Genomic DNA, 19968 nt, shown 5'->3' on the forward strand with positions numbered 1-19968 from the left:
CAGGGCGAGATCCTGGAGCTGAAGAACACCGTCAACACGATGGTCGACCAGCTGTCGTCGTTCGCCGACGAGGTGACGCGGGTGGCCCGCGAGGTGGGCACCGAGGGCAAGCTGGGTGGTCAGGCGCAGGTCAAGGGCGTCTCGGGCACCTGGCGCGACCTGACCGACAACGTGAACTCGATGGCGTCGAACCTGACGTCGCAGGTCCGCAACATCGCCTCGGTCACCACCGCGGTGGCGAAGGGTGACCTGTCGCAGAAGATCACCGTCGACGCGCAGGGCGAGATCCTGGAGCTGAAGAACACCGTCAACACGATGGTCGACCAGCTGTCGTCGTTCGCCGACGAGGTGACCCGGGTGGCCCGCGAGGTCGGCTTCGAAGGCCAGCTCGGTGGTCAGGCGCAGGTCAAGGGCGTCTCGGGGACCTGGCGCGACCTCACCGAGAACGTCAACCAGCTCGCCTCCACCCTCACCACCCAGCTGCGGGCGATCGCCGAGGTCTCCACCTCGGTCACCCGCGGCGACCTGACCCAGCAGATCAGCGTCCAGGCGCGCGGCGAGGTCGCCGAGCTGAAGGACAACATCAACCAGATGATTGTCACCCTGCGGGAGACGACCCAGAAGAACGCCGAGCAGGGTTGGCTCGACTCCAACCTGGCCCGCATCGGCGGTCTGCTCCAGGGACAGCGCGACCTCGGCGAGGTCTGCCGCATGATCATGCTGGAGGTCACCCCGCTCGTCGACGCCCAGCTCGGGGCCTTCTTCCTCGCCGACCTGGCGGAGAGCAGCGAGCAGCTGCGGCTCACCGCCGCGTACGGCTACCCCTCGACCGACCAGGACGTCACCTTCGCCGTCGGCGAGGGGCTGGTCGGCCAGACGGCGCTCTCCCGGCGCACCCTGCGCACCGGCGGCGGCGAGGCGGGACCGTTGACGCTGCGCTCCGGGCTGATCGAGATGCCGCCGAACGACCACGTGGTGCTCCCGGTCCTCTTCGAGGGCGAACTGCTCGGCGTGATCGAGTTCGCGAGCATCACCCCCTTCTCCGAGCTGCACATCGCCTTCCTCGAGCGGTTGGTGCTCACCATCGGCATCGCCGTCAACACCATCCAGGCCAACCGGCGTACGGAGGAGCTGCTGACCCAGTCGCAGCGGCTGGCCCGGGAGATGCAGGAGCAGTCGGCCGAGCTGCAGCGGACCAACACCGAACTGGAGGAGAAGGCCCAGCTGCTCTCCGCCCAGAAGGGCAACATCGAGGTCAAGAACCGCGAGATCGAACTCGCCCGCATCGGCCTCGAGGAGAAGGCGCAGCAGCTCAGCCGCGCCTCGGCGTACAAGTCGGAGTTCCTGGCGAACATGAGCCACGAGCTGCGCACCCCGCTGAATTCGCTGCTGCTGCTGGCCCGGCTGCTCGCCGAGAACTCGGAGCAGAACCTGACCCCGAAGCAGACCGAGTTCGCCCGGACCATCTACGGCGCCGGCTCGGACCTGCTGCGGCTCATCGACGACATCCTGGACCTGTCCAAGATCGAGGCCGGCCGGATGGACGTCGAGCCGATCGAGGTCCGCTTCTCCGACATCCGCTCGTACGTGGAGCAGGTGTTCGTGCCGCAGGCCGAGGAGAAGGGGCTCGGGCTGCAGGTCGAGGTCGCCGACGACCTGCCGGAGTTCCTCGTCACCGACGCGCAGCGCCTGCAGCAGATCCTGCGCAACCTGCTCTCCAACGCGATGAAGTTCACCGATCAGGGGTCGGTGACGCTGCGCATCGGCCCGGCGCCGCAGCACGCCTTCTTCGACGTGCCGGCGCTGGCCACCGCCCGGCGGGTGATCGCCTTCTCCGTCGCCGACACCGGGATCGGCATCTCCGACGACAAGCTCTCGCTGATCTTCGAGGCGTTCCAGCAGGCCGACGGCACCACCAGCCGCCGCTACGGCGGCACCGGCCTGGGGTTGTCCATCAGCCGCGACCTGGCCCGGCTGCTCGGCGGCACCATCGCTGTCACCTCGGTGCCCGGGCAGGGCTCGACCTTCACCCTGTACGTGCCGGACGTGCTCAACGCGGTGCTGCCCCCGATGCCGGCCGTGGCGCCGCCGACCCCGCGCCCGGCCGCCCTGCCGTCGGTGCCGACGCAGCCCGAGACGCCGCCGATGCTGCGCCCGGTGCCCGACGAGAAGGACCGGCAGGTCCCCGCCTCGGCGCGGCGGCTCGACGGGGCGACCGTGCTGATCGTCGACGACGACGTCCGCAACGTCTTCGCGCTCACCAGCGCCCTGGAGCTGCACGGCATGACGGTGCTCTACGCCGACAACGGCGTCGACGGCGTACGGCTGCTCGCCGAGCATCCGGAGGTGCGGATCGTGCTGATGGACGCGATGATGCCCGACCAGGACGGGTACGAGACGACCCGCTCCATCCGGCGCAACCACCGCTTCGCCGAGCTGCCGATCGTCTTTCTGACGGCGAAGGCGATGCCCGGTGACCGGGAGTCGGCGATCGACGCGGGCGCGAGCGACTACATCACCAAACCTGTCGATCTGGACGAACTGATCGAACTGATGGCGTCCTGGATGGACGACGGAGCGGAGGACAACCGGTGACCGAGCTGGCGAAGGCACTGCTGGTCGACGACCGGCGGGAGAACCTGATGGCGCTGGAGGCGATCCTGCAGGGCCTGCCGGTCAGGTCCGTCGCGGTGGAGAGCGGCGAGGCGGCGCTCAAGCAGCTGCTGGTGGACGACTTCGCGGTGATCCTGCTGGACGCGCAGATGCCGGACATGGACGGCTTCGAGACCGCCGCGCACATCAAGCGGCGGGAACGGACCCGGCACATTCCGATCATCTTCCTCACCGCCGCCGACCGGGACGCCCAGCTGGCGCTGCGCGGGTACGCCGTCGGCGCGGTCGACTACCTCACCAAGCCCTTCGATCCCTGGGTGCTGCGCGCCAAGGTGTCGGTATTTCTCGACCTGTGGGTCAAGACCCGGCAGCTGGCGGCGCAGTCGGACCTGGCGCGGGAGCAGGAGCAGAGGTATCAGACGCTCAGCGGCGCGGTCGACGAGGCCACCGCGATGCTGCGGTCGGACGACCCGGACGCCCGGGACCGGGCGGTGGACCTGCTGGAGCAGGTGCGCTGGGGTGCGACGTCCTGACGCCGGCGCCCGGCGTCAGGCGAGCGGTTCGTTGCGGATGGTCAGCGCCTGCCGCAGCCCGGTGATGTCCAGCACCCGCAGCAGGAAGTCCCCGACGTTGGTCAGGATCAGCAGGCTGCGGGCGCGGCTGGCGTTGCGGGTGAGCACCACCAGGGTGCCGAGCCCCTGCGAGTCGCAGAATGTCACGTCGGCCATGTCGAGCACGATCCGCGGGGGCGGGGTGACGAGGACTTCGGCGACGGAGGCCGACAGTCGCGCGGCAGTGAGCATGTCGATCTCACCGGCGAGGCTGAGCACCGCCTCGTCGGCCGTCCGCTGCGCGTGGATGGACAGCTCGGCACGATGCACCCGGTCAGCCTAGCGCGATCTCGATGTTCCGGCTTCCTGTGGAAAAGCTGGGTGAGGTGGTTAACCGGCGCAGGGGTGGCGCGGCACCCGATCGGCAGGGTTGACACAATGGCCTCATCGTGAGCGATACGTATCCTGCCGGTGAGCAGCCGTACCCCGCTGCCGCACCCGCCTCCGAGGCCCTGTTCGACCGCGCCCGCGCCATCGTGCCCGGCGGGGTCAATTCGCCGGTGCGCGCCTTCGGCGCGGTCGGTGGTTCCCCGCGTTTCATGGTCCGGGGCGCAGGCCCCTGGCTCTTCGACGCCGACGACCGCCGCTACGTGGACCTGGTCTGCTCCTGGGGTCCACTGATCCTGGGGCACGCCCATCCCGAGGTGGTCGGGGCGGTGCAGGCCGCCGCGGCGCTCGGCACGAGCTTCGGCACCCCCACGCCGGGGGAGGTGGAGCTGGCTGCCGAGATCGTCGCGCGGACCCCGGTCGAGCAGGTACGCCTTGTCAACTCCGGCACCGAGGCGGTGATGTCGGCGATCCGGCTGGCCCGCGGCTTCACCGGCCGATCCAGGATCATCAAGTTCGCCGGCTGCTACCACGGCCACTCCGACGCGCTGCTCGCCGCGGCGGGCTCCGGGGTGGCGACCTTCGGGCTGCCCGACTCGCCCGGCGTCACCGGCGCGGCGGCGAGCGAGACCATCGTGCTGCCGTACAACGACATCGCCGCCGTGGAGGCGGCCTTCGCCGCCCAGGGCGGCGAGATCGCCGCGGTGATCACCGAGGCGGCCGCCGGGAACATGGGCGTCGTCGCCCCCCGGGACGGCTTCAACCAGGCGCTCGCCCGGATCGCCCACGCCAACGGCGCGCTGCTGATCGTCGACGAGGTGATGACCGGCTTCCGGGTCTCCCGTTCCGGCTGGCTCGGCCTGGACCCGGTCGACGCCGACATCGTCACCTTCGGCAAGGTGATGGGCGGCGGCCTGCCCGCGGCGGCCTTCGGCGGCCGTACCGACGTGATGTCGAAGCTCGCCCCGGCGGGCCCGGTCTATCAGGCCGGCACCCTCTCCGGTAACCCGCTGGCCTGCGCCGCGGGGCTGGCCACGCTCCGGCTCGCCGACGACGAGGTCTACCGCACCCTGGACCGGATCTCCGGGCAGGTGCGCCAGCTGGCGGTCGAGGCGCTGAGCGCGGCCGGGGTGCCGCACCGGCTCTCCACCGCCGGCAACATGTTCTCGATCTTCTTCACCGACGCCGACGTGGCCGATTACGACGCGGCCCGCACCCAGCACGTGCCGGCCTTCAAGGCGTTCTTCCACGCCATGCTCTCCCACGGGGTCTATCTGCCGCCGAGCGCCTTCGAGGCCTGGTTCGTCTCCACGGCGATCGACGACGAGGCGCTGGCGCGGATCGCCGCGGCGCTGCCGGTGGCGGCGCGGGCGGCGGCCCAGGAGTGCGGCACATGATTTCGCGGCGCCCCCGCCGCACAGCCCGGAGGAAGGCGACGGCGTGAGCAAGACGGTGGTCCACGTGCTGCGGCACGGCGAGGTGCACAACCCCGAAAAGATCCTCTACGGCCGGCTGCCCGGTTACCGCCTCTCGGAGCTGGGCGTGCAGATGGCCAAGGCCGCCGCCGAGGAGCTGGCCGGCCGCGACATCGTGCACCTCGTGGCGAGCCCGCTGGAGCGGGCGCAGCAGACCGCCGAGCCGTTCGCCGCCCAGTTCGGGCTCCCGGTCGCCGCCGACGAGCGGCTGATCGAGAGCGCCAACTTCTTCGAGGGCAAGCGGGTCGCCGTCGGCGACGGCGCGCTGCGCGACCCGCGCAACTGGTGGGTGCTGCGCGACCCGGTGACCCCCTCCTGGGGTGAGCCCTACCAGCAGATCGCCGAGCGGATGTTCGCCGCGATCCAGGCCGCCCGCGCCGCGGCCGAGGGGCACGAGGCGGTCTGCGTCTCGCACCAGCTGCCGATCTGGACGCTGCGCCGCCACGTCGAACGCAAGAAGCTCTGGCACGACCCGCGGCGGCGGCAGTGCGGCCTGGCGAGCCTCACCTCGTTCCACTTCGAAGGCTCCAAGATCACCGGAGTGGCGTACTCCGAGCCCGCCGCCCACCTGGTCGCGCTCTCGCCCGGCGCCCAGCAGGCCAAGGGCGCCTGATGCGTACGCCTCGGGTCCTGGCGGGTCTGCTCGCCGGTGTGATGGCGCTGGCCCTGGCCGGCTGCACGGGCAACCGGGAGCAGGAGTGCGGAACCGACGAGCAGGGCGCCATCGTCTGCTCCCCGCAGCAGCGCTCGGCGGCCCCGGCGCTCGCCGGTGACCTGCTCGACGAATCCGGGACCTGGGACGTGACGCAGGAGCGCGGCAACGTCGTGGTGCTGAACTTCTGGGGTTCGTGGTGTGCGCCCTGCCGGGCCGAGGCCGACGACCTGGAAGCTGTCCACCTCGCCACCCGGGACTCCGGGGTGCGCTTCATGGGCATCAACATCCAGGACTCCCGGGACAAGGCGCTCGCCTTCGAGGAGGGGCGCGTCACCTACCCGAGCCTCTTCGACCCGCCGAGCCGGCTGGCGCTCGCCTTCGACATCGCCCCGAACAGCATCCCGGCGACGATCGTGCTCGACCGGGAGGGACGGGTCGCCGTGGTGATCCGCGGCGCGGTCCAGCAGGAGACCTTCCTGCCGTACGTCGAGCGGGTCGCCGCCGAGTCCAGCGGCGCGAACGGGCCGGACTGATGGGCGAGGCCTTCTCCGCCGCGGTGACCAGCGGCCCGCTGCTGCTCGCCATCGGGGCGGCGGCGCTGGCCGGCCTGGTCAGTTTCCTCTCCCCGTGTGTGCTGCCGCTGGTCCCCGGCTACCTGTCGTACGTCACCGGGCTGGCCGGCGCGGACCTGGAGGGGCGCAGTGACGCGGCTCCCGGCGCGGGCGGCGGCGCGGTCACGGTCGCCGAGCGGACCACGCCCCGGCGCGGCGTGCTCGCCGTCAAGGGGCGGGTGCTCGCCGGCACGCTGCTCTTCATCGCCGGGTTCACCGTCGTCTTCACCACCACCGTGGTCATCTTCACCAGCCTCGGCAAGTCGATGCTGAGCAACAGCCGGGCGCTGGAGGTCGGCGTCGGCGTGCTGATCATCGCGCTCGGGCTCGCCTTCGTCGGCGTCATCCCGGGTCTGCAGCGGGAGTTCCGCATCCGCAAGCTCCCCTCGGCCGGGTTGATCGGGGCGCCGGTCTTCGGCGCGGTCTTCGCGCTGAGCTGGGTGCCCTGCGTCGGCCCGACCCTGGCGGCGGTGATCGGCATGGCCGCCGTGGGCGGGCAGAACGACCGCGCCGTGGTGCTCGCCGTGGCGTACTGCATCGGTCTCGGCCTGCCGTTCGTGGTCTTCGGGCTGGCCTTCCACCGGCTGCTCGGCGTCTTCCGGGCGGTACGCCGGCACAGCCGCTGGGTGACCCGCATCGGCGGCGTGCTGCTGGTGCTGATCGGCCTGGCGCTGGTCACCGGCGGCTGGGGCGATTTCGTGATCTGGCTGCGGACGACCTTCGGCGTCGGTGAGGTGAGTATCTGATGGCACTCGTCGAGGACCGGGTCACCGACCCGCAGCCGCCACGCCCGCGCCGGGCGAACCCGGTGGTGGCGCTGCTGCGCAACTCCTGGCGGCAGCTGACGAGCATGCGGACGGCCCTGGTGCTGCTCTTCCTGCTGGCGGTGGCGGCGATCCCCGGCTCGGTGCTGCCGCAGCGCGGGGTCAACCCGGAGGACGTCAACGACTTCTTCCGGGAGTACCCCGAATGGGGTCCGGTGCTGGACCGCATCGGCGCCTTCGAGGTCTTCTCCTCGGTCTGGTTCTCCGCGATCTACCTGCTGCTGTTCATCTCGTTGATCGGCTGCATCGTGCCGCGGCTGCGCGATCACGTCCGCGCGCTGCGCGCCCCGCTGCCGGCGGCGCCGAAGCGGCTGGAGCGGCTGCCGCAGCACACCGAGCTGGTCGCCGGGACCGACGCCGCGGCGATCGCCGCGGTGCTGCGCAAGCGGCGCTGGCGGGTGGCGGTCCGCGGCGACGAGGTGTCCGCCGAGAAGGGCTACCTCAAGGAGACCGGCAACCTGCTCTTCCACTTCTCGCTGATCGCCGTGCTCATCGGCGTCGCGCTCGGCTCCTGGTACGGCTGGCAGGGCAACCGGCTGCTCGTCGCCGGCGAGGAGAACAGCTACTGCAACACCCGCCAGCAGTACGTCGAGGCGGACATCGGCCCGCAGGTCGACGACGCCGGGCTGCCGAAGTTCTGCCTGACCCTGGACGACTTCGAGGCCCGCTTCCTGCCCACCGGCATGCCGGAGCAGTACACCGCCACCGTCACCGTGGTCGAGGGCGACGCGGCCCCCCGGACCGAGAAGTTCTCGGTCAACTCGCCGCTGCGCCTGGACGACGCCAACGTGCACCTGCTCGGCCACGGCTACGCGCCGGTGCTGCGCTACACCGACCGGTACGGCCGCAGCCAGACCTCCGACGACGCCTTCCTGGCGCAGGACGGGAACCTGACAAGCGAGGGCGTGGCGATCTTCCCGGACGCCAACTTCGACCCCGACACCGGCAAGCGCGACGAGGCGCTGCAGATCGCTTTCGAGGGCATCTACATGCCGACCGCGCCCGAGGACGCCGACATCGCGGTCAGCTCGCAGTTCCCGGAGCAGAACAACCCGGCGATCTTCCTGATCGCGTACCAGGGGAATCTCGGCCTGGACTCGGGCATCCCGGGCTCGGTCTACAGCATCGACCAGACGCAGGTGCAGGCCGGCCGGCTGACCCAGATCGGCAACGGCAAGCTGCTGGCCCCCGGGGAGACCTGGACCCTGGACGACGGCACCACGCTGGAGTTCCTCGGCACCAGGCCGTACATCACGATCTCGGCGCGGCACGATCCGGGAACGACGCTGCTGCTGGTCAGCTCGGCGACCCTGCTGATCGGCCTGATGGGTTCGCTCTTCGGCAAGCGGCGCCGGATCTGGTTCCGGTTGGCGCCCGCGCAGGGTCCGACAACTGGTGGGGAGGCGGCGAGCGCCGCCACGACAACCGGTAGTAGGTTGATCGCCGCCGGGGGCCTGCCCCGGACCGACTATCCCGGCTTCGCCGACGAGTTCGCCGAGATCATCGCGGCGATCGGCGGCGAGCGAAGCGCCGAAACGGGCGCAGACCGGGCTCCGGCGGCTGAGACTGGCAAGAACGCGGCTACGGACGAGGCGACAACGGAGCACGCGACGAAGGACGACAGCGCCGGGGCGGCACGCCGCGCCGGCGCGCCAGAAGGGACCACGTGATGGCCGCACTCTCCGACCAGCTGGTCGCGATCGCGATCCTGGTGTATCTGGTGGCGATGATCTGCCACGCCGCCGAGTACGCCCTCGCGCCGGCTCCGGCCCGCAAGGCCGCGCCCGAGCGGGAGCTGGTGGGTGCCGCCACGGGTGCCGGCGGCGTCGCGGGTGAACCGCCCGTCGCGACCCCGCTCGCGCCCCGCGGTCCGAGCCCGGCGATCCGCATCGCCGGGCGCCTCGCCGTCGTGGTCACCGTGCTGGCGACGCTGGTGCACGGCGCCGCGACCGTCACCCGGGGAATCGCCGCCGAGCGCATGCCCTGGGGCAACATGTACGAGTTCGTGCTGACCCTCTCCTTCGTCGGCGTGGTCGGCTGGCTGGTGCTGCTCTGGCGGCACCCGGAGGTGCGCAAGCTCGGCCTCTTCGTGACGCTGGTGATGGTGCTGCTGCTCGCCGTCGCGGAGCTGGTGCTCTACGTCGAGGTGGTGCCGCTGATGCCGGCGCTGCAGTCGTACTGGTTCCAGATCCACGTCTCGACCGTCGTCTTCGCCTCGGGGCTCTTCCTGCTCGGGGTGGTGCCGGCGCTGACGTACCTGATGCGCGCCGGCTACGAGGACGGGCGGCGCAGCTTCCCGTACACGCTGGCCCGGCGGCTGCCGGCGGCGGCGTCGCTGGAGCGGCTCACCTTCGGCCTGCACGCCTTCGCGTTCCCGCTCTTCACCTTCGGTGTGATCGCCGGGGCGGTCTGGGCCGAGGCGGCCTGGGGCCGGCCGTGGGGCTGGGATCCGAAGGAGACCTGGTCGTTCATCTCCTGGGTGATCTACGCCGGTTACCTGCACGCCCGCGCGACGCCGAGCGTCAAGCGCAACGTGGTGGTCTGGATCGCCGTCTTCGGCTTCGCCACGATGCTGATGAACCTCTTCGGCGTCAACATGTTCTTCGAGGGCCTGCACTCCTACGCCGACATCGACTGAGCCCACCACCGCAAAATGTAGGACTACACTTATAAGAAGTGTGGTCCTACATTTTGAGGTGCGCATGGAGCTGACCAAACCGGCGGAGATCTTCGACCGGGACGTCGAGTGGGCGGAGCTGAGCCGGTTCGCCACCGACGTCCGTCAGGGCGCCACGCTCGGCGTGGTCAGCGGCCGCCGCCGACAGGGCAAGACCCTGCTCCTGTACGAACTCGCGAAGGCCACCGGCGGCTTCTACTTCGGGGCTACCGAGGCGACCCCGGTCGATTCATTGCGGCGGCTCGGTGCGGCGCTCGGCGAGTACACGGGCGCGGCGGGGCCGCTGCACCTGGCGGACTGGTCACACGCTGTGGACGCGCTGCTGGCGCTTGGCCGCGACCGGCCGGTCACGGTCGTGATCGACGAGTTCCCGTACCTGGCGCGGGCGAGCCGGGACCTGCCATCGGTCATCCAGCACGCCCTGACCCCCGGCCGGCCGGAACGGGTGGAGTCGCGTGCCCGGCTGCTGCTCTGTGGCTCGGCGCTCTCCTTCATGGGTGGTCTGCTCGCCGGCTCGGCCCCGCTGCGGGGACGCGCCGGGCTGGAACTGCCGGTAGCTCCCCTGGACTACCGGGCCGCGGCGTCCTTCTGGGGCATCGAGGACCCGGTCCTCGCCGCCCAGGTCTTCGCCATCGTCGGTGGAACTCCCGCCTACCGGCGCGAATACGTGCAGGACGACAGCCCGGACGGCCCGGACGACTTCGACGACTGGGTGGTGCGGGCCGTCCTCAACCCGGCCCGTCCCCTCTTCCGTGAGGCGCGGTATCTGCTCGCCGAAGACCCCGACCTGCGGGACCCGGCGCTCTACCATTCGGTGCTGGCAGCAGTTGCGGAAGGCAACGCCACCCGCGGTGGGATCGCCGGTTTCATCGGCCGTAAGGCCACCGACATCCAGCACCCCCTCACCGTGCTGGAGGACGCCGGTCTGGTGGTCCGCGACCCGGACCCGCTGCGCAGCGGCCGCAGCCGCTACCGCATCGCCGAACCCTTGATCACCTTTTATCAGGCGGTCATGCGCCCCGCCTGGACGGCACTGGAGCAGCGCCGCAGCGCCGACGTCTGGCGGCGCTCACAGCGCCGCTACGCCAGCGCCGTGCTCGGGCCCGGCTTCGAGGAGACCGTACGGCAGTGGGCGCTGCGCTTCGCCGCGCCCGAGACGTTCGGCGGCATCGTCGCCGAGGCGAGCGCCGCCGTGATCACGGACCCTGTCAGCCGGACCAGTCAGGAACTCGACCTCGTCGCGCTCGGTGAACCGCCGTTCGGGGACGGGCCCCGTCCACTGCTCGCCATCGGCGAGGTCAAGTGGGGTCGTACTCCCGGTGTCGCCGAACTCGAACGGCTCGTTCGGGCCCGGGAACTGCTCGCCGGCCGCCCCGGCCTGGAGACGGCGCAGACCCGGCTGCTGCTCGCCGGCGGAAAGGGCTTCACCGACGAACTCCGCCGCCTCGCCGAGCAGCGATCGGACGTCGTGCTCGTCGACCCCGTACGGCTCTACTCGGGAAACTAGGGCAGCTCTCTGGTTGCGCGGGTGCTGAACGGCTCTGCTCGGGGCACTGACCGGCCTGGAGTGGGCCGGGTGGGGGGAGGTTCAGGTTGGTGGGGGAGACTGGGGGGCATGGCCGCTCGTGGTTTTCCCTACACCGACCTGAAGGACTTCCTCGCCGCACTGGAGCGCGCGGGTGAACTCACCCGGATCAGCGCCCCGGTCGATCCGACGCTGGAGATCAGCGAGATCGTCACGCGTACGGTGCGGGCGGGTGGCCCGGCGCTGCTCTTCGAGCGCCCCACCCGGGGCGAGATGCCGGTGGCGATCAACCTCTTCGGCACCGAGAAGCGGATGGCGATGGCGCTCGGGGTGGGCAACCTCGACGAGATCGGCGCCCGGATCGGCGAGATGCTCAAGCCGGAGCTGCCGCAGGGCTTCTCGGGGATGATGGGCGGCCTCGGCAAGGTCATGCAGCTCAAGTCGATGCCGCCGAAGAAGGTCAAGACCGCCCCCTGCCAGCAGGTTGTCTACCGCGGCGACGACGTGGACCTGAACCGGCTGCCGGGGCTGCAGGTCTGGCCCGGTGACGGCGGGATCTTCCACAACTTCGGGCTGACCCACACCAAGCACCCGGAGACCGGCAAGCGCAACCTGGGTCTGTACCGGCTGCAGCAGCACTCGCGCAACAGCATCGGCATGCACTGGCAGATCCACAAGAACTCCACCGCCCACCACGCGGTCGCCGAGCGCCTCGGCCAGCGGCTGCCGGTGGCGATCGCGATCGGCGCCGACCCGGTGGTCGCCTACTCGGCGAGCGCGCCGCTGCCGGCCGATATCGACGAGTACCTCTTCGCGGGGTTCCTCGCCGGTGAGCGGGTCGAGATGGTCGACTGCCTGACCGTGCCGCTGCAGGTGCCGGCCAGCGCCCAGATCATCCTGGAGGGCTACATCGAGCCGGGCGAGCGGCTGCCGGAGGGTCCCTTCGGCGACCACACCGGCTTCTACACGCCGGTGGAGCCCTTCCCGGTGATGCACATCGAGTGCATGACGATGCAGCGCGACCCGGTCTACCACTCGATCGTCACGTCCCAGCCGCCGCAGGAGGACCACGGCCTCGGCAAGGCGACCGAGCGGATCTTCGCGCCGCTGCTGCGCTTCCTGATCCCGGACATCGTCGACTACAACCTGCCCGCGGCCGGGGTCTTCCACAACTGCGCGATCGTCTCGATCCGCAAGCGTTACCCGAAGCACGCCCAGAAGGTGATGAACGCGATCTGGGGCGCGCACATGATGTCGCTGACCAAGCTGATCGTGATCGTCGACGAGGACTGCGACGTGCACGACTACAACGAGGTCGCCTTCCGGGCCTTCGGCAACGTCGACTACGCCCGCGACCTGATGGTCACCGAGGGGCCGGTCGACCACCTCGACCACGCCTCGTACCAGCAGTTCTGGGGTGGCAAGGCGGGCGTGGACGCCACCCGCAAGCTCCCCGAGGAGGGCTACCACCGCGACTGGCCCGAGTCGATGAACATGTCGCCCGAGGTCGTCTCGCTGGTCGACAAGCGCTGGAAGGAGTACGGCATCTGATGGCTGTCGTCGACGCGCCGGTCGAGAAGCCGGGCCGGGTGAAGGCGTTCCTGAAGCTGGTCGCCATCGAGCACTCGGTCTTCGCGCTGCCGTTCGCGTACCTGTCGGCGCTGACCGCCATGCAGGTCAACGGCGGGCGGGTCCGCTGGCTCGACCTGCTGCTGATCACCGTGGCGATGGTCGGGGCGCGGACGTTCGCGATGGCCGCCAACCGGATCCTGGACCGGCAGATCGACGCGCGGAACCCGCGTACCGCCGGGCGGGAGCTGGTGACCGGGGCGGTGAGTGTGCGGACGGCCTGGACCGGTGCGGTGGTCGCGCTGGCGGTCTTCCTCGCCGCTGCCGCGCTGCTCAACCCGCTCTGCCTCTGGCTGGCGCCGCTCGCGGTGATCCCGCTGATCGTCTATCCGTACGGCAAGCGCTTCACGAACTGGCCGCACGCGATCCTCGGCGTGGCGCAGGCGGTCGGCCCGGTCGGCGCCTGGCTGGCGGTCACCGGCACCCTGACCGGCTCCGGGCCGGCGTGGCTGCTCGGGATCGCGGTCGGGCTCTGGATCGGCGGCTTCGACCTGATCTACGCCTGCCAGGACGTCGACGTCGACCGGCAGATCGGGGTGCACAGCGTCCCGGCCCGGTACGGGCTGCGGTTCGCGCTGCACGCCTCGACGGTCGCGCACGTGGTGACCTTCGCGCTCTACGTCTGGTTCGGCCTGCTGATCGGTTTCGGCTGGCTCTGGTGGGTGGGGCTGGCGCTGACCGCGGTCGCCTTCGGCTACCAGCACCTGGTGGTCACCCCGACGGACCTGTCGAAGGTGAACCGGGCGTTCTTCACCGCCAACGGATTCGTCGGCATCGCGCTCTTCGTCTTCGCGCTGCTGGACCTGGTGGTACGGCTGGGCCTGCGCCCCTAGCGCGGACGGTATGCGGAGAACGGCGGCGGGCAGTGGCCCGCCGCCGTTTCGCGTACCCGGGGCCCGGCAACTTGTTCTAGTACCACTAGAACAAGTAAGCTAAAGCCATGCTTTTCCGCATCGACTCCACCGCGGACGAGCCGCTCTTCACCCAGCTCGTCACCCAGGTCCACCTCGCGGTGGCCCGAGGTGAGCTGCACCCCGGCGAGCGGCTCCCCGCCGCCCGGGAACTCGCCGCCTCGCTCGACCTGAACGTGCACACCGTGCTCCGGGCCTACCAGGTGCTCCGCGACGAAGGGCTGATCGAGCTTCGCCGCGGCCGGGGTGCGATCGTCACCGCCCGCCCGGCGGCCGACCACACCCCCCTGCTGGCCGCGATCGACGAGGTGGTGCGCGCCGCCCGCGCCGCGCACCTCTCCCCGGAGGCCACCGCCACACTGCTGAAGGAGGCGTTCCAGAAATGACCCGCGCCCTCACCCCGGAAGCGGTCGCCGAGCGCCGGACGCGCCGTACGGCCGTCGCCGTCACCGCCGTCGGCCTGCTCGTCGTCGCCGTCGCGGCCCTGATCAGCTGGTCCTGGCGCGGTGACCTGCCGGAGCGGGTCGCCACGCACTGGAACGTCAACGGCAACCCCGACTCCTTCGGCTCATTCGGGGCGCTACTGGCGCTGACGACCGGGCTCGGTGTCGCGATGGTGGCCGGCTTCGGCGCGCTGACGGCCTTTCTCGGCCAGTCCGCGCTCAACCGCCGGGTCTCCGCCGGCGCCACCATCTGGGCCGGTCTCTTCGTGGCGGTCCTGCAACTCGGCACCTTCGCCGTGCAGCGCGGACTCACCGACGCCCGGGACGCCGGCAGCGTCGACGTCGTGATCGTCGGTGCGCTCGTCGGCGCGCTCATCCCCGCGGTGCTGGTCGCTCTGCTGGTCCCCGGCGACCCGCCCCAGCCCGCCGCCGTGCCTGTCGCGGACGACGCCCCCCGGGTGCCGCTGGGCACCGCGGAACGGGCCAGCTGGATCGGCCGGGTCGACGGCGGCCCCGGCATCGGCATCGGGGTCGGCGTGACGGTCCTGCTGGTCGTGCTCGCGGTGCTCGGCGGCATGTGGGTCATGCTGGTGGTGCCGGCGCTGCTGGCCGCGCTGATGGCGGCGATGCTCTCCTTCGTGGTCCGGGTCGACGCCGACGGGCTGACGGTCCGCTCCGCGCTCGGCTGGCCGCGCACCCGGGTCCCCGTCGACGAGGTGCTCCGTGCCGACGTCGTCCCGGTCAACCCGCTGCGGCAGTTCGGTGGGTGGGGCTGGCGGGTCGGCCGTGGTGGCCGGGTCGGCATCGTCCTGCGCAAGGGCGAGGGGCTGCTCGTCGAGCGGACCGGCGGGCGTTCGATCGTCGTCACCGTCGACGACGCCGCCACCGCGGCGGCCCTGCTCAACACCCTCGCCGACCGCAACCGCGGCTGACGCGGCGCGCCGTCGTCAGCGCTGGGGTACGGCGTACCGGGCGCTCTCCAGCGACCAGTCGACCGTGCCCCGCACCGAACAGGCGATCCCCTCGACGTGTGCCGACACCGCCGCGTCCAGTTCCGGGCCGAAGGAGGGCATCCGCGCGCGCAGCTCCATGAAGCGCCGCATCCCCGCCCGCCAGCGCGTCAGCGCCGTCTCCACCGCGCGGTCGACCGGGATCCGCTGTTCGCGGGCGATCGCCAGGACCAGGTTGTGCCCGCCCGAGGTGATCCGGTCGTTCTCCAGCGACACCAGGTCGTTGAACCACGAGAGCAGGTCGTTGCCGGTCGCCGCCAGCGCCCGCAGCGCCGGATGGTGGTAGACCGCGTCCGGCAGCACGTGCCCGGTCGCGAACTCGATCATCGTGTACGAGACGTACGCGGCGGAGGTCGCGCGCCGCAGGGCGACGTACTCGGCGACCGGCGGCGCGTAGCCCCGGGTCTTGTTGACCGCCTCCACCCGGTTGCCCTCCAGGTGATGGGCGACCGCGTCGGCGAAGCGCTCCTGCCACTGCTGCGGCATCCGTGACCTCGGCACCCGCCAGGCGTCGACCAGCATCCGGCGCAGCGGCCCCTGGAATCCGGCGGGGCGGCTGCGCGGACCGGCTCGCAGCACCCGCAGCACTCCCGCCCGGAGCGCGGCGACCTCCTCGCCGGTCGCCCGCTGCGGTCCGTCGCAGGCGTCGTCGAGCAGGAAGAACCAGGTCCAGAGCGCCGCGATCGTACGCAGGTCGGCGGCGGAGGCGTCCGGGTAGAGGCGCCCGGCGTACCAGGCGAAACCGGCGGCGTCGAGGCGACGCAGGGCGGCCGGGTCCAGCGGCAGGTCGAAGCGGCGAACCCAGCCGGAGAGCCACTCCTGGGTTGCCTCACTGTGCGGCGAGCACCGTACGGGCAGCGGGCATTCGGTGCGTAGCGTCCGCGCGTGCGCCACGGTCATCCGCCGCACCACCCCTCCGGTCGCTCCACAGTGGTGATCGTCCCGGGGGAGCATGGCAGAAATTCAGCCGCGGCGATGCCCCGGGTCGAGCTGGTGGGACGCTGCGGTGGTGGCCGGTACGGGGGGTGGTGCCACGGGGCCGGCCGCGACCAGGCAGGCTGGGGGGATGCGTGAGCCATGGGTGGTGGGGGTCTCCGGCGCGTCCGGAACCCCCTACGCGGCGGCGGTGATCCGCGGCCTGCTCGACGCGGGCGAGGCGGTGGACCTGGTGGTCTCCCGGGCCGCCCGGCTGACGATCATGGACGAGACCGGACGACCGTTCCGCGACGGGCACTGGGAGCGGGACCTCACCGACTGGCTCGGCCGGGACCTGAGCGGGGCCGACGTGCGGCACTGGGCGGCCGGTGATCTGGCGGCCGGGCCGAGCAGCGGGTCGTACCCGGTCCGGGGCATGGCCGTGGTGCCCGCCAGCACGGCGGCGTGCGCGGGCATCGCCATCGGGTTGTCCAAGGATCTGCTCCAGCGGGCCGCCGAGGTCAACCTCAAGGAACGGCGCCGGGTGGTCGTGGTGCCCCGGGAGACGCCGGTTACCCGCAGCCACCTGGAGCATCTGATCGCCCTGCACGACGCCGGCGCGGTGGTGCTCCCCGCAAGTCCGGGCTTCTACGGTGCGGGCGCGGCGGCGAGCGGGGCGCAGCTCGTCGACTTCGTGGCCGGAAAGGTCCTCGACGCGCTCGGTGTCGAGCATGACCTGTTTCGTCGCTGGAGCGGAGACCTGGGCGCCGGCCACCGCTCGCGATGACCGGCCGCGGTCTCAGTACGGACCGCTGTTGCCCTGTCCCGGCACACCCTGATTCGGGCCGGTGTTGCGGGGCTGGTTCGCCAGGCCCTCGGCCTCGTCCAGCATCCCCTCGCCCTCCAGCAGGGCACGTACCTCGGATTCGCGGAACCGGCGGTGTCCGCCTGGCGTCCGGATACTGCCGATCCGTCCGGCCGCAGCCCAACGGGTGACGGTCTTCGGATCGACCCGGAACAACGCCGCGACTTCTCCCGGCGTCAGCAGGCGATCTCCAGTGTCCACAGCCCCTCCTCGCGTCGACGAAGCCCCCGGCTGATCACACTGCCCCGGCTGGTGCGAGCTCAGAGCCGTCTTAAGGGACGTACGGCAATTACAACGCAGGAGAAAGGGCGTGTCCGGCAAACGCGAAAAAACCACGAGTGGGCAGGTTGGCTAGACTTCACGGGCGGCTTGGACCGTAGCGTCGGTACTTGTCGCTGCGTTCAACTCCCGCTCCCGGTTGGGCGTTACGCCCCATTTCGCAAAGGTTCTTCCTCGTGGATGCCATCGACCTCGCTCTCGTGGAGCTGCTCCGCGGCAACGCCCGCCTCTCGTACGCCGAACTCGCCCGTCAGGTGGGGCTCTCCTCGCCGTCGGTGCACGACCGGGTCGGCAAGCTGGAGACCGGTGGGGTGATCCGCGGCTACCGGGCCGAGGTCGAACCGGAAAAGGTCGGGCTCGGGGTCACCGCGCTGATCGGGGTCGTCGAGGACTCCAACGCCGACACCGACGACCTGCTGGAGGCTTTCCGGGTCCTGCCGGAGATCGAATCCTGCTATTTCATGGCCGGGGTCGAGTCGTTCCTGCTCAAGGCCCGGGTGAGCACCATCGGCGAGCTTGAACGGCTGATCGTGCAGCTCGGCCGCATCCCCGGGGTCGCCTCGACCCGGACCAGCATCGCCCTGTCGACCAAGTGGGAGAACCGGCCGCAGCCGCTGCACCCCGGGCAGTGAGCCCACCCGCGCCGCATATCCGTACCCGCCGCCCGCTGTCGCCGGCCGGCGCGTTACGTTCAGCGACGTGGACCATCTGGACCGCTGCGACGACAGCGAACGGGCATGGGTGACCGAGGCCATCGGCATGGTCGAGGCCGACGCCAACCGCTCCGCCGACACCCACCTGCTTCCCTTCCCGCTGCCCCGCGAGTGGGGGGTGGATCTCTACCTCAAGGACGAGTCGGTGCATCCGACCGGCTCGCTCAAGCACCGGCTGGCCCGATCGCTCTTCCTCTACGGCCTCTGCAACGGCTGGATCGGGCCGCGCAGCACCGTCATCGAGGCTTCCTCGGGCTCGACGGCGGTCTCCGAGGCGTACTTCGCCCGGATGCTCGGGTTGCCGTTCGTGGCGGTGATGCCGACGAACACCTCGCACGAGAAGATCGAGCTGATCGAGTTCCAGGGCGGCAAGTGCCACCTCGTCGACGATCCGGCCGACGTCGTCGCCGAGGCCCGGCGGCTCGCCGCCGCCACCGGTGGTCACTTCATGGACCAGTTCACCTACGCCGAGCGGGCAACCGACTGGCGGGGCAACAACAACATCGCCGAATCGATCTACGCGCAGATGGCGCGGGAGCGGCATCCGATCCCGGCGTGGATCGTGATGGGCGCCGGCACCGGCGGGACCAGCGCCACCATCGGCCGGTACGCCCGCTACCAGCGCCTGCCCACCAAGCTCTGCGTCGTCGACCCCGAGAACTCGGCCTTCTACCCGGCCTGGGTCAGTGGCGACCCGACAGTACGCACCAATGTCGGCTCGCGGATCGAGGGGATCGGCCGGCAGTGCGTGGAGGCGTCGTTCCAGCCGGCGGTGGTGGACCGGATGGTGCGGGTCCCCGACGCGGCGTCGCTGGCGGCGATGCGCGCGGCCTCGGCGGTGCTCGGGCGCCGCGTCGGCGGCTCCACCGGCACCAACCTGTGGGGGGCGTTCGGACTGATCGCGCAGATGCGTGCGGCCGGTCAGCGCGGCTCGGTGGTGACCCTGATCTGCGACGCCGGGGAGCGCTACGGCGGCACGTACTACAGCGACGAATGGCTGGCCGCCGGCGGGTTCGACCTGCCGCCGTACCTGGAGATCATCGAACGTTTCCTGGCGACCGGCGAGTGGCCGGCGGCGAAAACCGACTGACCGGGTACGCGGACACGGCGGCTCTGTCAATGCGCCTGCCCCTGCCGTCGAGGCGGTACGGGGCTCTCCGCGTGCGGACGGGCGTCAGAGGTAGCCGGGGCGGTGCGCCGCACGTTCGGCGAGCCCCGGGTAGCGCAGCACGTAGCCCTCGGGGTCGATCTCCAGCTCGGCAGTGAAGCCTTCGCTGGCGTAGCGCACCCGCTCCGGGTCGACGAGTGTGTAGCTCTGCACGGCCGGCAGGACCACCAGGCTCGGCACCAGCACCCAGGCGACGGTGATCCGGTGGGAGGTGCCGTCGTCGGCGTCGCGCAGTCCGAGCCGGCGGATCGGCAGGGTGTTGGTCAACGGGGAACCACCCAGGTCCACGTCGAGGGCGTCGCCGAGCCGGGAGGCGTCCTCGATGCCGGGCAACCCGGCCGGAGGATGCCCGGCGGCGACCAGCGCCGCGTCCAGGTCACCCTGCTCGGAGGTGGTGGCCCGCCACTGGCCGTCGCGCCGTTCGAGTTTCAGCCCTCGGGACCAGCCCGCCCCCTCGACCTCCACGGCCAGGCGCAGACTCGCCCAGCCCTCGTCGGTGTTCAGCTCGTACCGGCAGGTGTGCGGGACCGGCTCGGCGGACTGGGCGACGCCCCTGGCGGTGAGTCCCCGCACGTCGTCGAAGATCGCGTGTTCTGATCCGGCGGTGTCGCGACGGCTCCAGAAGAGAGACTTCGGCAAGGTGGGCATGTTCGCGAGGCTACGGCAGTGGGGCGACACGAAGGTGAAAAACGCCGACGACGGGCGCCGCCGAAGCCG

General features: G+C 71.2%; 20 protein-coding genes. 16 read left to right on the forward strand and 4 right to left on the reverse strand.

Annotated features, from left to right (window positions below):
* Together ACK8GG_RS01510 and ACK8GG_RS01515 are read left to right on the forward strand one after the other, a co-directional pair.
* On the forward strand, nt 1-2595 hold a 2595-nt coding region (locus ACK8GG_RS01510; RefSeq protein ID WP_440355334.1), incomplete at its 5' end, for an ATP-binding protein.
* Nucleotides 2592-3146, forward strand: a complete 555-nt coding sequence (locus ACK8GG_RS01515) for a response regulator (RefSeq protein ID WP_440348635.1) — start codon at nt 2592-2594, stop codon at nt 3144-3146. The genes ACK8GG_RS01510 and ACK8GG_RS01515, both read left to right, overlap by 4 nt.
* Before the next feature lie 15 nt (nt 3147-3161).
* Here ACK8GG_RS01515 and ACK8GG_RS01520 read toward each other — a convergent pair whose 3' ends face one another.
* Entirely contained in the window at nt 3162-3494 is a 333-nt protein-coding gene (locus ACK8GG_RS01520; protein ID WP_440348634.1) for an STAS domain-containing protein, read from the reverse strand.
* 119 nt (nt 3495-3613) lie between these two features.
* Here ACK8GG_RS01520 and hemL point away from each other — a divergent pair, with 119 nt between their 5' ends.
* The 11 genes from hemL (at nt 3614) to ACK8GG_RS01575 (ending at nt 15233) form a co-directional block, all read left to right on the forward strand.
* The gene (gene hemL / locus ACK8GG_RS01525; protein ID WP_440354379.1) at nt 3614-4948 is read left to right on the forward strand and encodes a glutamate-1-semialdehyde 2,1-aminomutase; all 1335 of its coding nucleotides are present in this window, start codon (nt 3614-3616) and stop codon (nt 4946-4948) included.
* Between the two features lie 43 nt (nt 4949-4991).
* A complete protein-coding gene (locus ACK8GG_RS01530; protein ID WP_440348632.1) occupies nt 4992-5639 on the forward strand; it encodes a histidine phosphatase family protein in 648 nt (215 codons plus the stop codon).
* Nucleotides 5639-6214: a TlpA family protein disulfide reductase gene (locus tag ACK8GG_RS01535; protein WP_440348631.1), complete on the forward strand. Its 576-nt coding sequence runs from the start codon at nt 5639-5641 to the stop codon at nt 6212-6214. The genes ACK8GG_RS01530 and ACK8GG_RS01535 overlap by 1 nt, the downstream gene beginning before the upstream one ends.
* Nucleotides 6214-7038 (forward strand): cytochrome c biogenesis CcdA family protein, encoded by an 825-nt coding sequence (locus ACK8GG_RS01540; protein ID WP_440354378.1) that lies wholly within the window; start codon nt 6214-6216, stop codon nt 7036-7038. The genes ACK8GG_RS01535 and ACK8GG_RS01540 overlap by 1 nt, the downstream gene beginning before the upstream one ends.
* Nucleotides 7038-8786 (forward strand): cytochrome c biogenesis protein ResB, encoded by a 1749-nt coding sequence (gene resB / locus ACK8GG_RS01545; RefSeq protein WP_440355335.1) that lies wholly within the window; start codon nt 7038-7040, stop codon nt 8784-8786. Before ACK8GG_RS01540 ends, resB begins: the two co-directional genes overlap by 1 nt.
* Nucleotides 8786-9754 carry a c-type cytochrome biogenesis protein CcsB gene (ccsB, locus tag ACK8GG_RS01550; protein WP_440355336.1) on the forward strand — a complete coding sequence of 323 codons (969 nt, stop codon included), beginning with the start codon at nt 8786-8788 and terminating at the stop codon, nt 9752-9754. Before resB ends, ccsB begins: the two co-directional genes overlap by 1 nt.
* 64 nt (nt 9755-9818) lie before the next feature.
* The gene (locus tag ACK8GG_RS01555) at nt 9819-11300 is read left to right on the forward strand and encodes an AAA family ATPase (RefSeq protein ID WP_440354375.1); all 1482 of its coding nucleotides are present in this window, start codon (nt 9819-9821) and stop codon (nt 11298-11300) included.
* 108 nt (nt 11301-11408) lie between these two features.
* A complete protein-coding gene (locus ACK8GG_RS01560) occupies nt 11409-12869 on the forward strand; it encodes a menaquinone biosynthesis decarboxylase (protein ID WP_440355337.1) in 1461 nt (486 codons plus the stop codon).
* Entirely contained in the window at nt 12869-13780 is a 912-nt protein-coding gene (gene mqnP, locus ACK8GG_RS01565) for a menaquinone biosynthesis prenyltransferase MqnP (protein ID WP_440355338.1), read from the forward strand. The genes ACK8GG_RS01560 and mqnP overlap by 1 nt, the downstream gene beginning before the upstream one ends.
* A 107-nt stretch (nt 13781-13887) precedes the next feature.
* A complete protein-coding gene (locus ACK8GG_RS01570; protein ID WP_440355339.1) occupies nt 13888-14244 on the forward strand; it encodes a GntR family transcriptional regulator in 357 nt (118 codons plus the stop codon).
* Nucleotides 14241-15233: a DUF1648 domain-containing protein gene (locus ACK8GG_RS01575; protein WP_440355340.1), complete on the forward strand. Its 993-nt coding sequence runs from the start codon at nt 14241-14243 to the stop codon at nt 15231-15233. Before ACK8GG_RS01570 ends, ACK8GG_RS01575 begins: the two co-directional genes overlap by 4 nt.
* A 15-nt stretch (nt 15234-15248) precedes the next feature.
* Here ACK8GG_RS01575 and ACK8GG_RS01580 read toward each other — a convergent pair whose 3' ends face one another.
* Complete coding sequence (locus tag ACK8GG_RS01580; protein ID WP_440355341.1) at nt 15249-16211, reverse strand: terpene synthase family protein; 963 nt, start codon at nt 16209-16211, stop codon at nt 15249-15251.
* Between the two features lie 166 nt (nt 16212-16377).
* Here ACK8GG_RS01580 and ACK8GG_RS01585 point away from each other — a divergent pair, with 166 nt between their 5' ends.
* The gene (locus ACK8GG_RS01585) at nt 16378-17013 is read left to right on the forward strand and encodes a UbiX family flavin prenyltransferase (protein ID WP_440354369.1); all 636 of its coding nucleotides are present in this window, start codon (nt 16378-16380) and stop codon (nt 17011-17013) included.
* A gap of 12 nt (nt 17014-17025) precedes the next feature.
* On the opposite strand, the gene ACK8GG_RS01590 is transcribed toward ACK8GG_RS01585, so the two are convergent.
* Nucleotides 17026-17292, reverse strand: coding sequence for a BldC family transcriptional regulator (locus ACK8GG_RS01590; RefSeq protein ID WP_440348620.1), 267 nt, complete (start codon nt 17290-17292; stop codon nt 17026-17028).
* A 254-nt stretch (nt 17293-17546) separates the two neighbouring features.
* Between ACK8GG_RS01590 and ACK8GG_RS01595 the strand changes: the two genes are divergently transcribed.
* Nucleotides 17547-18002, forward strand: a complete 456-nt coding sequence (locus tag ACK8GG_RS01595; RefSeq protein WP_440348619.1) for an Lrp/AsnC family transcriptional regulator — start codon at nt 17547-17549, stop codon at nt 18000-18002.
* A gap of 67 nt (nt 18003-18069) precedes the next feature.
* A complete protein-coding gene (gene cds1 / locus ACK8GG_RS01600) occupies nt 18070-19173 on the forward strand; it encodes an L-cysteine desulfhydrase Cds1 (RefSeq protein ID WP_440355342.1) in 1104 nt (367 codons plus the stop codon).
* An 84-nt stretch (nt 19174-19257) separates the two neighbouring features.
* Here the strand turns inward: cds1 and ACK8GG_RS01605 are convergent, their stop codons facing one another.
* The gene (locus ACK8GG_RS01605; RefSeq protein WP_440355343.1) at nt 19258-19899 is read right to left on the reverse strand and encodes a putative glycolipid-binding domain-containing protein; all 642 of its coding nucleotides are present in this window, start codon (nt 19897-19899) and stop codon (nt 19258-19260) included.
* Between the last annotated feature and the right edge of the window lie 69 nt (nt 19900-19968).

Origin of the sequence: Melissospora conviva (genome assembly GCF_049523535.1) — a bacterium.
Taxonomy (GTDB): Bacteria; Actinomycetota; Actinomycetes; order Mycobacteriales; family Micromonosporaceae; genus Melissospora; species Melissospora conviva.

Coding starts and splice junctions, on each gene's coding strand:
- ACK8GG_RS01535 (WP_440348631.1), top strand. CDS start 5,639: ATGCGTACGCCTCGGGTCCTGGCGGGTCTGCTCGCCGGTGTGATGGCG.
- ACK8GG_RS01540 (WP_440354378.1), top strand. CDS start 6,214: ATGGGCGAGGCCTTCTCCGCCGCGGTGACCAGCGGCCCGCTGCTGCTC.
- resB (WP_440355335.1), top strand. CDS start 7,038: ATGGCACTCGTCGAGGACCGGGTCACCGACCCGCAGCCGCCACGCCCG.
- ccsB (WP_440355336.1), top strand. CDS start 8,786: ATGGCCGCACTCTCCGACCAGCTGGTCGCGATCGCGATCCTGGTGTAT.
- ACK8GG_RS01555 (WP_440354375.1), top strand. CDS start 9,819: ATGGAGCTGACCAAACCGGCGGAGATCTTCGACCGGGACGTCGAGTGG.
- ACK8GG_RS01560 (WP_440355337.1), top strand. CDS start 11,409: ATGGCCGCTCGTGGTTTTCCCTACACCGACCTGAAGGACTTCCTCGCC.
- mqnP (WP_440355338.1), top strand. CDS start 12,869: ATGGCTGTCGTCGACGCGCCGGTCGAGAAGCCGGGCCGGGTGAAGGCG.
- ACK8GG_RS01570 (WP_440355339.1), top strand. CDS start 13,888: ATGCTTTTCCGCATCGACTCCACCGCGGACGAGCCGCTCTTCACCCAG.
- ACK8GG_RS01575 (WP_440355340.1), top strand. CDS start 14,241: ATGACCCGCGCCCTCACCCCGGAAGCGGTCGCCGAGCGCCGGACGCGC.
- ACK8GG_RS01580 (WP_440355341.1), bottom strand. CDS start 16,211: ATGACCGTGGCGCACGCGCGGACGCTACGCACCGAATGCCCGCTGCCC.
- ACK8GG_RS01585 (WP_440354369.1), top strand. CDS start 16,378: ATGCGTGAGCCATGGGTGGTGGGGGTCTCCGGCGCGTCCGGAACCCCC.
- ACK8GG_RS01605 (WP_440355343.1), bottom strand. CDS start 19,899: ATGCCCACCTTGCCGAAGTCTCTCTTCTGGAGCCGTCGCGACACCGCC.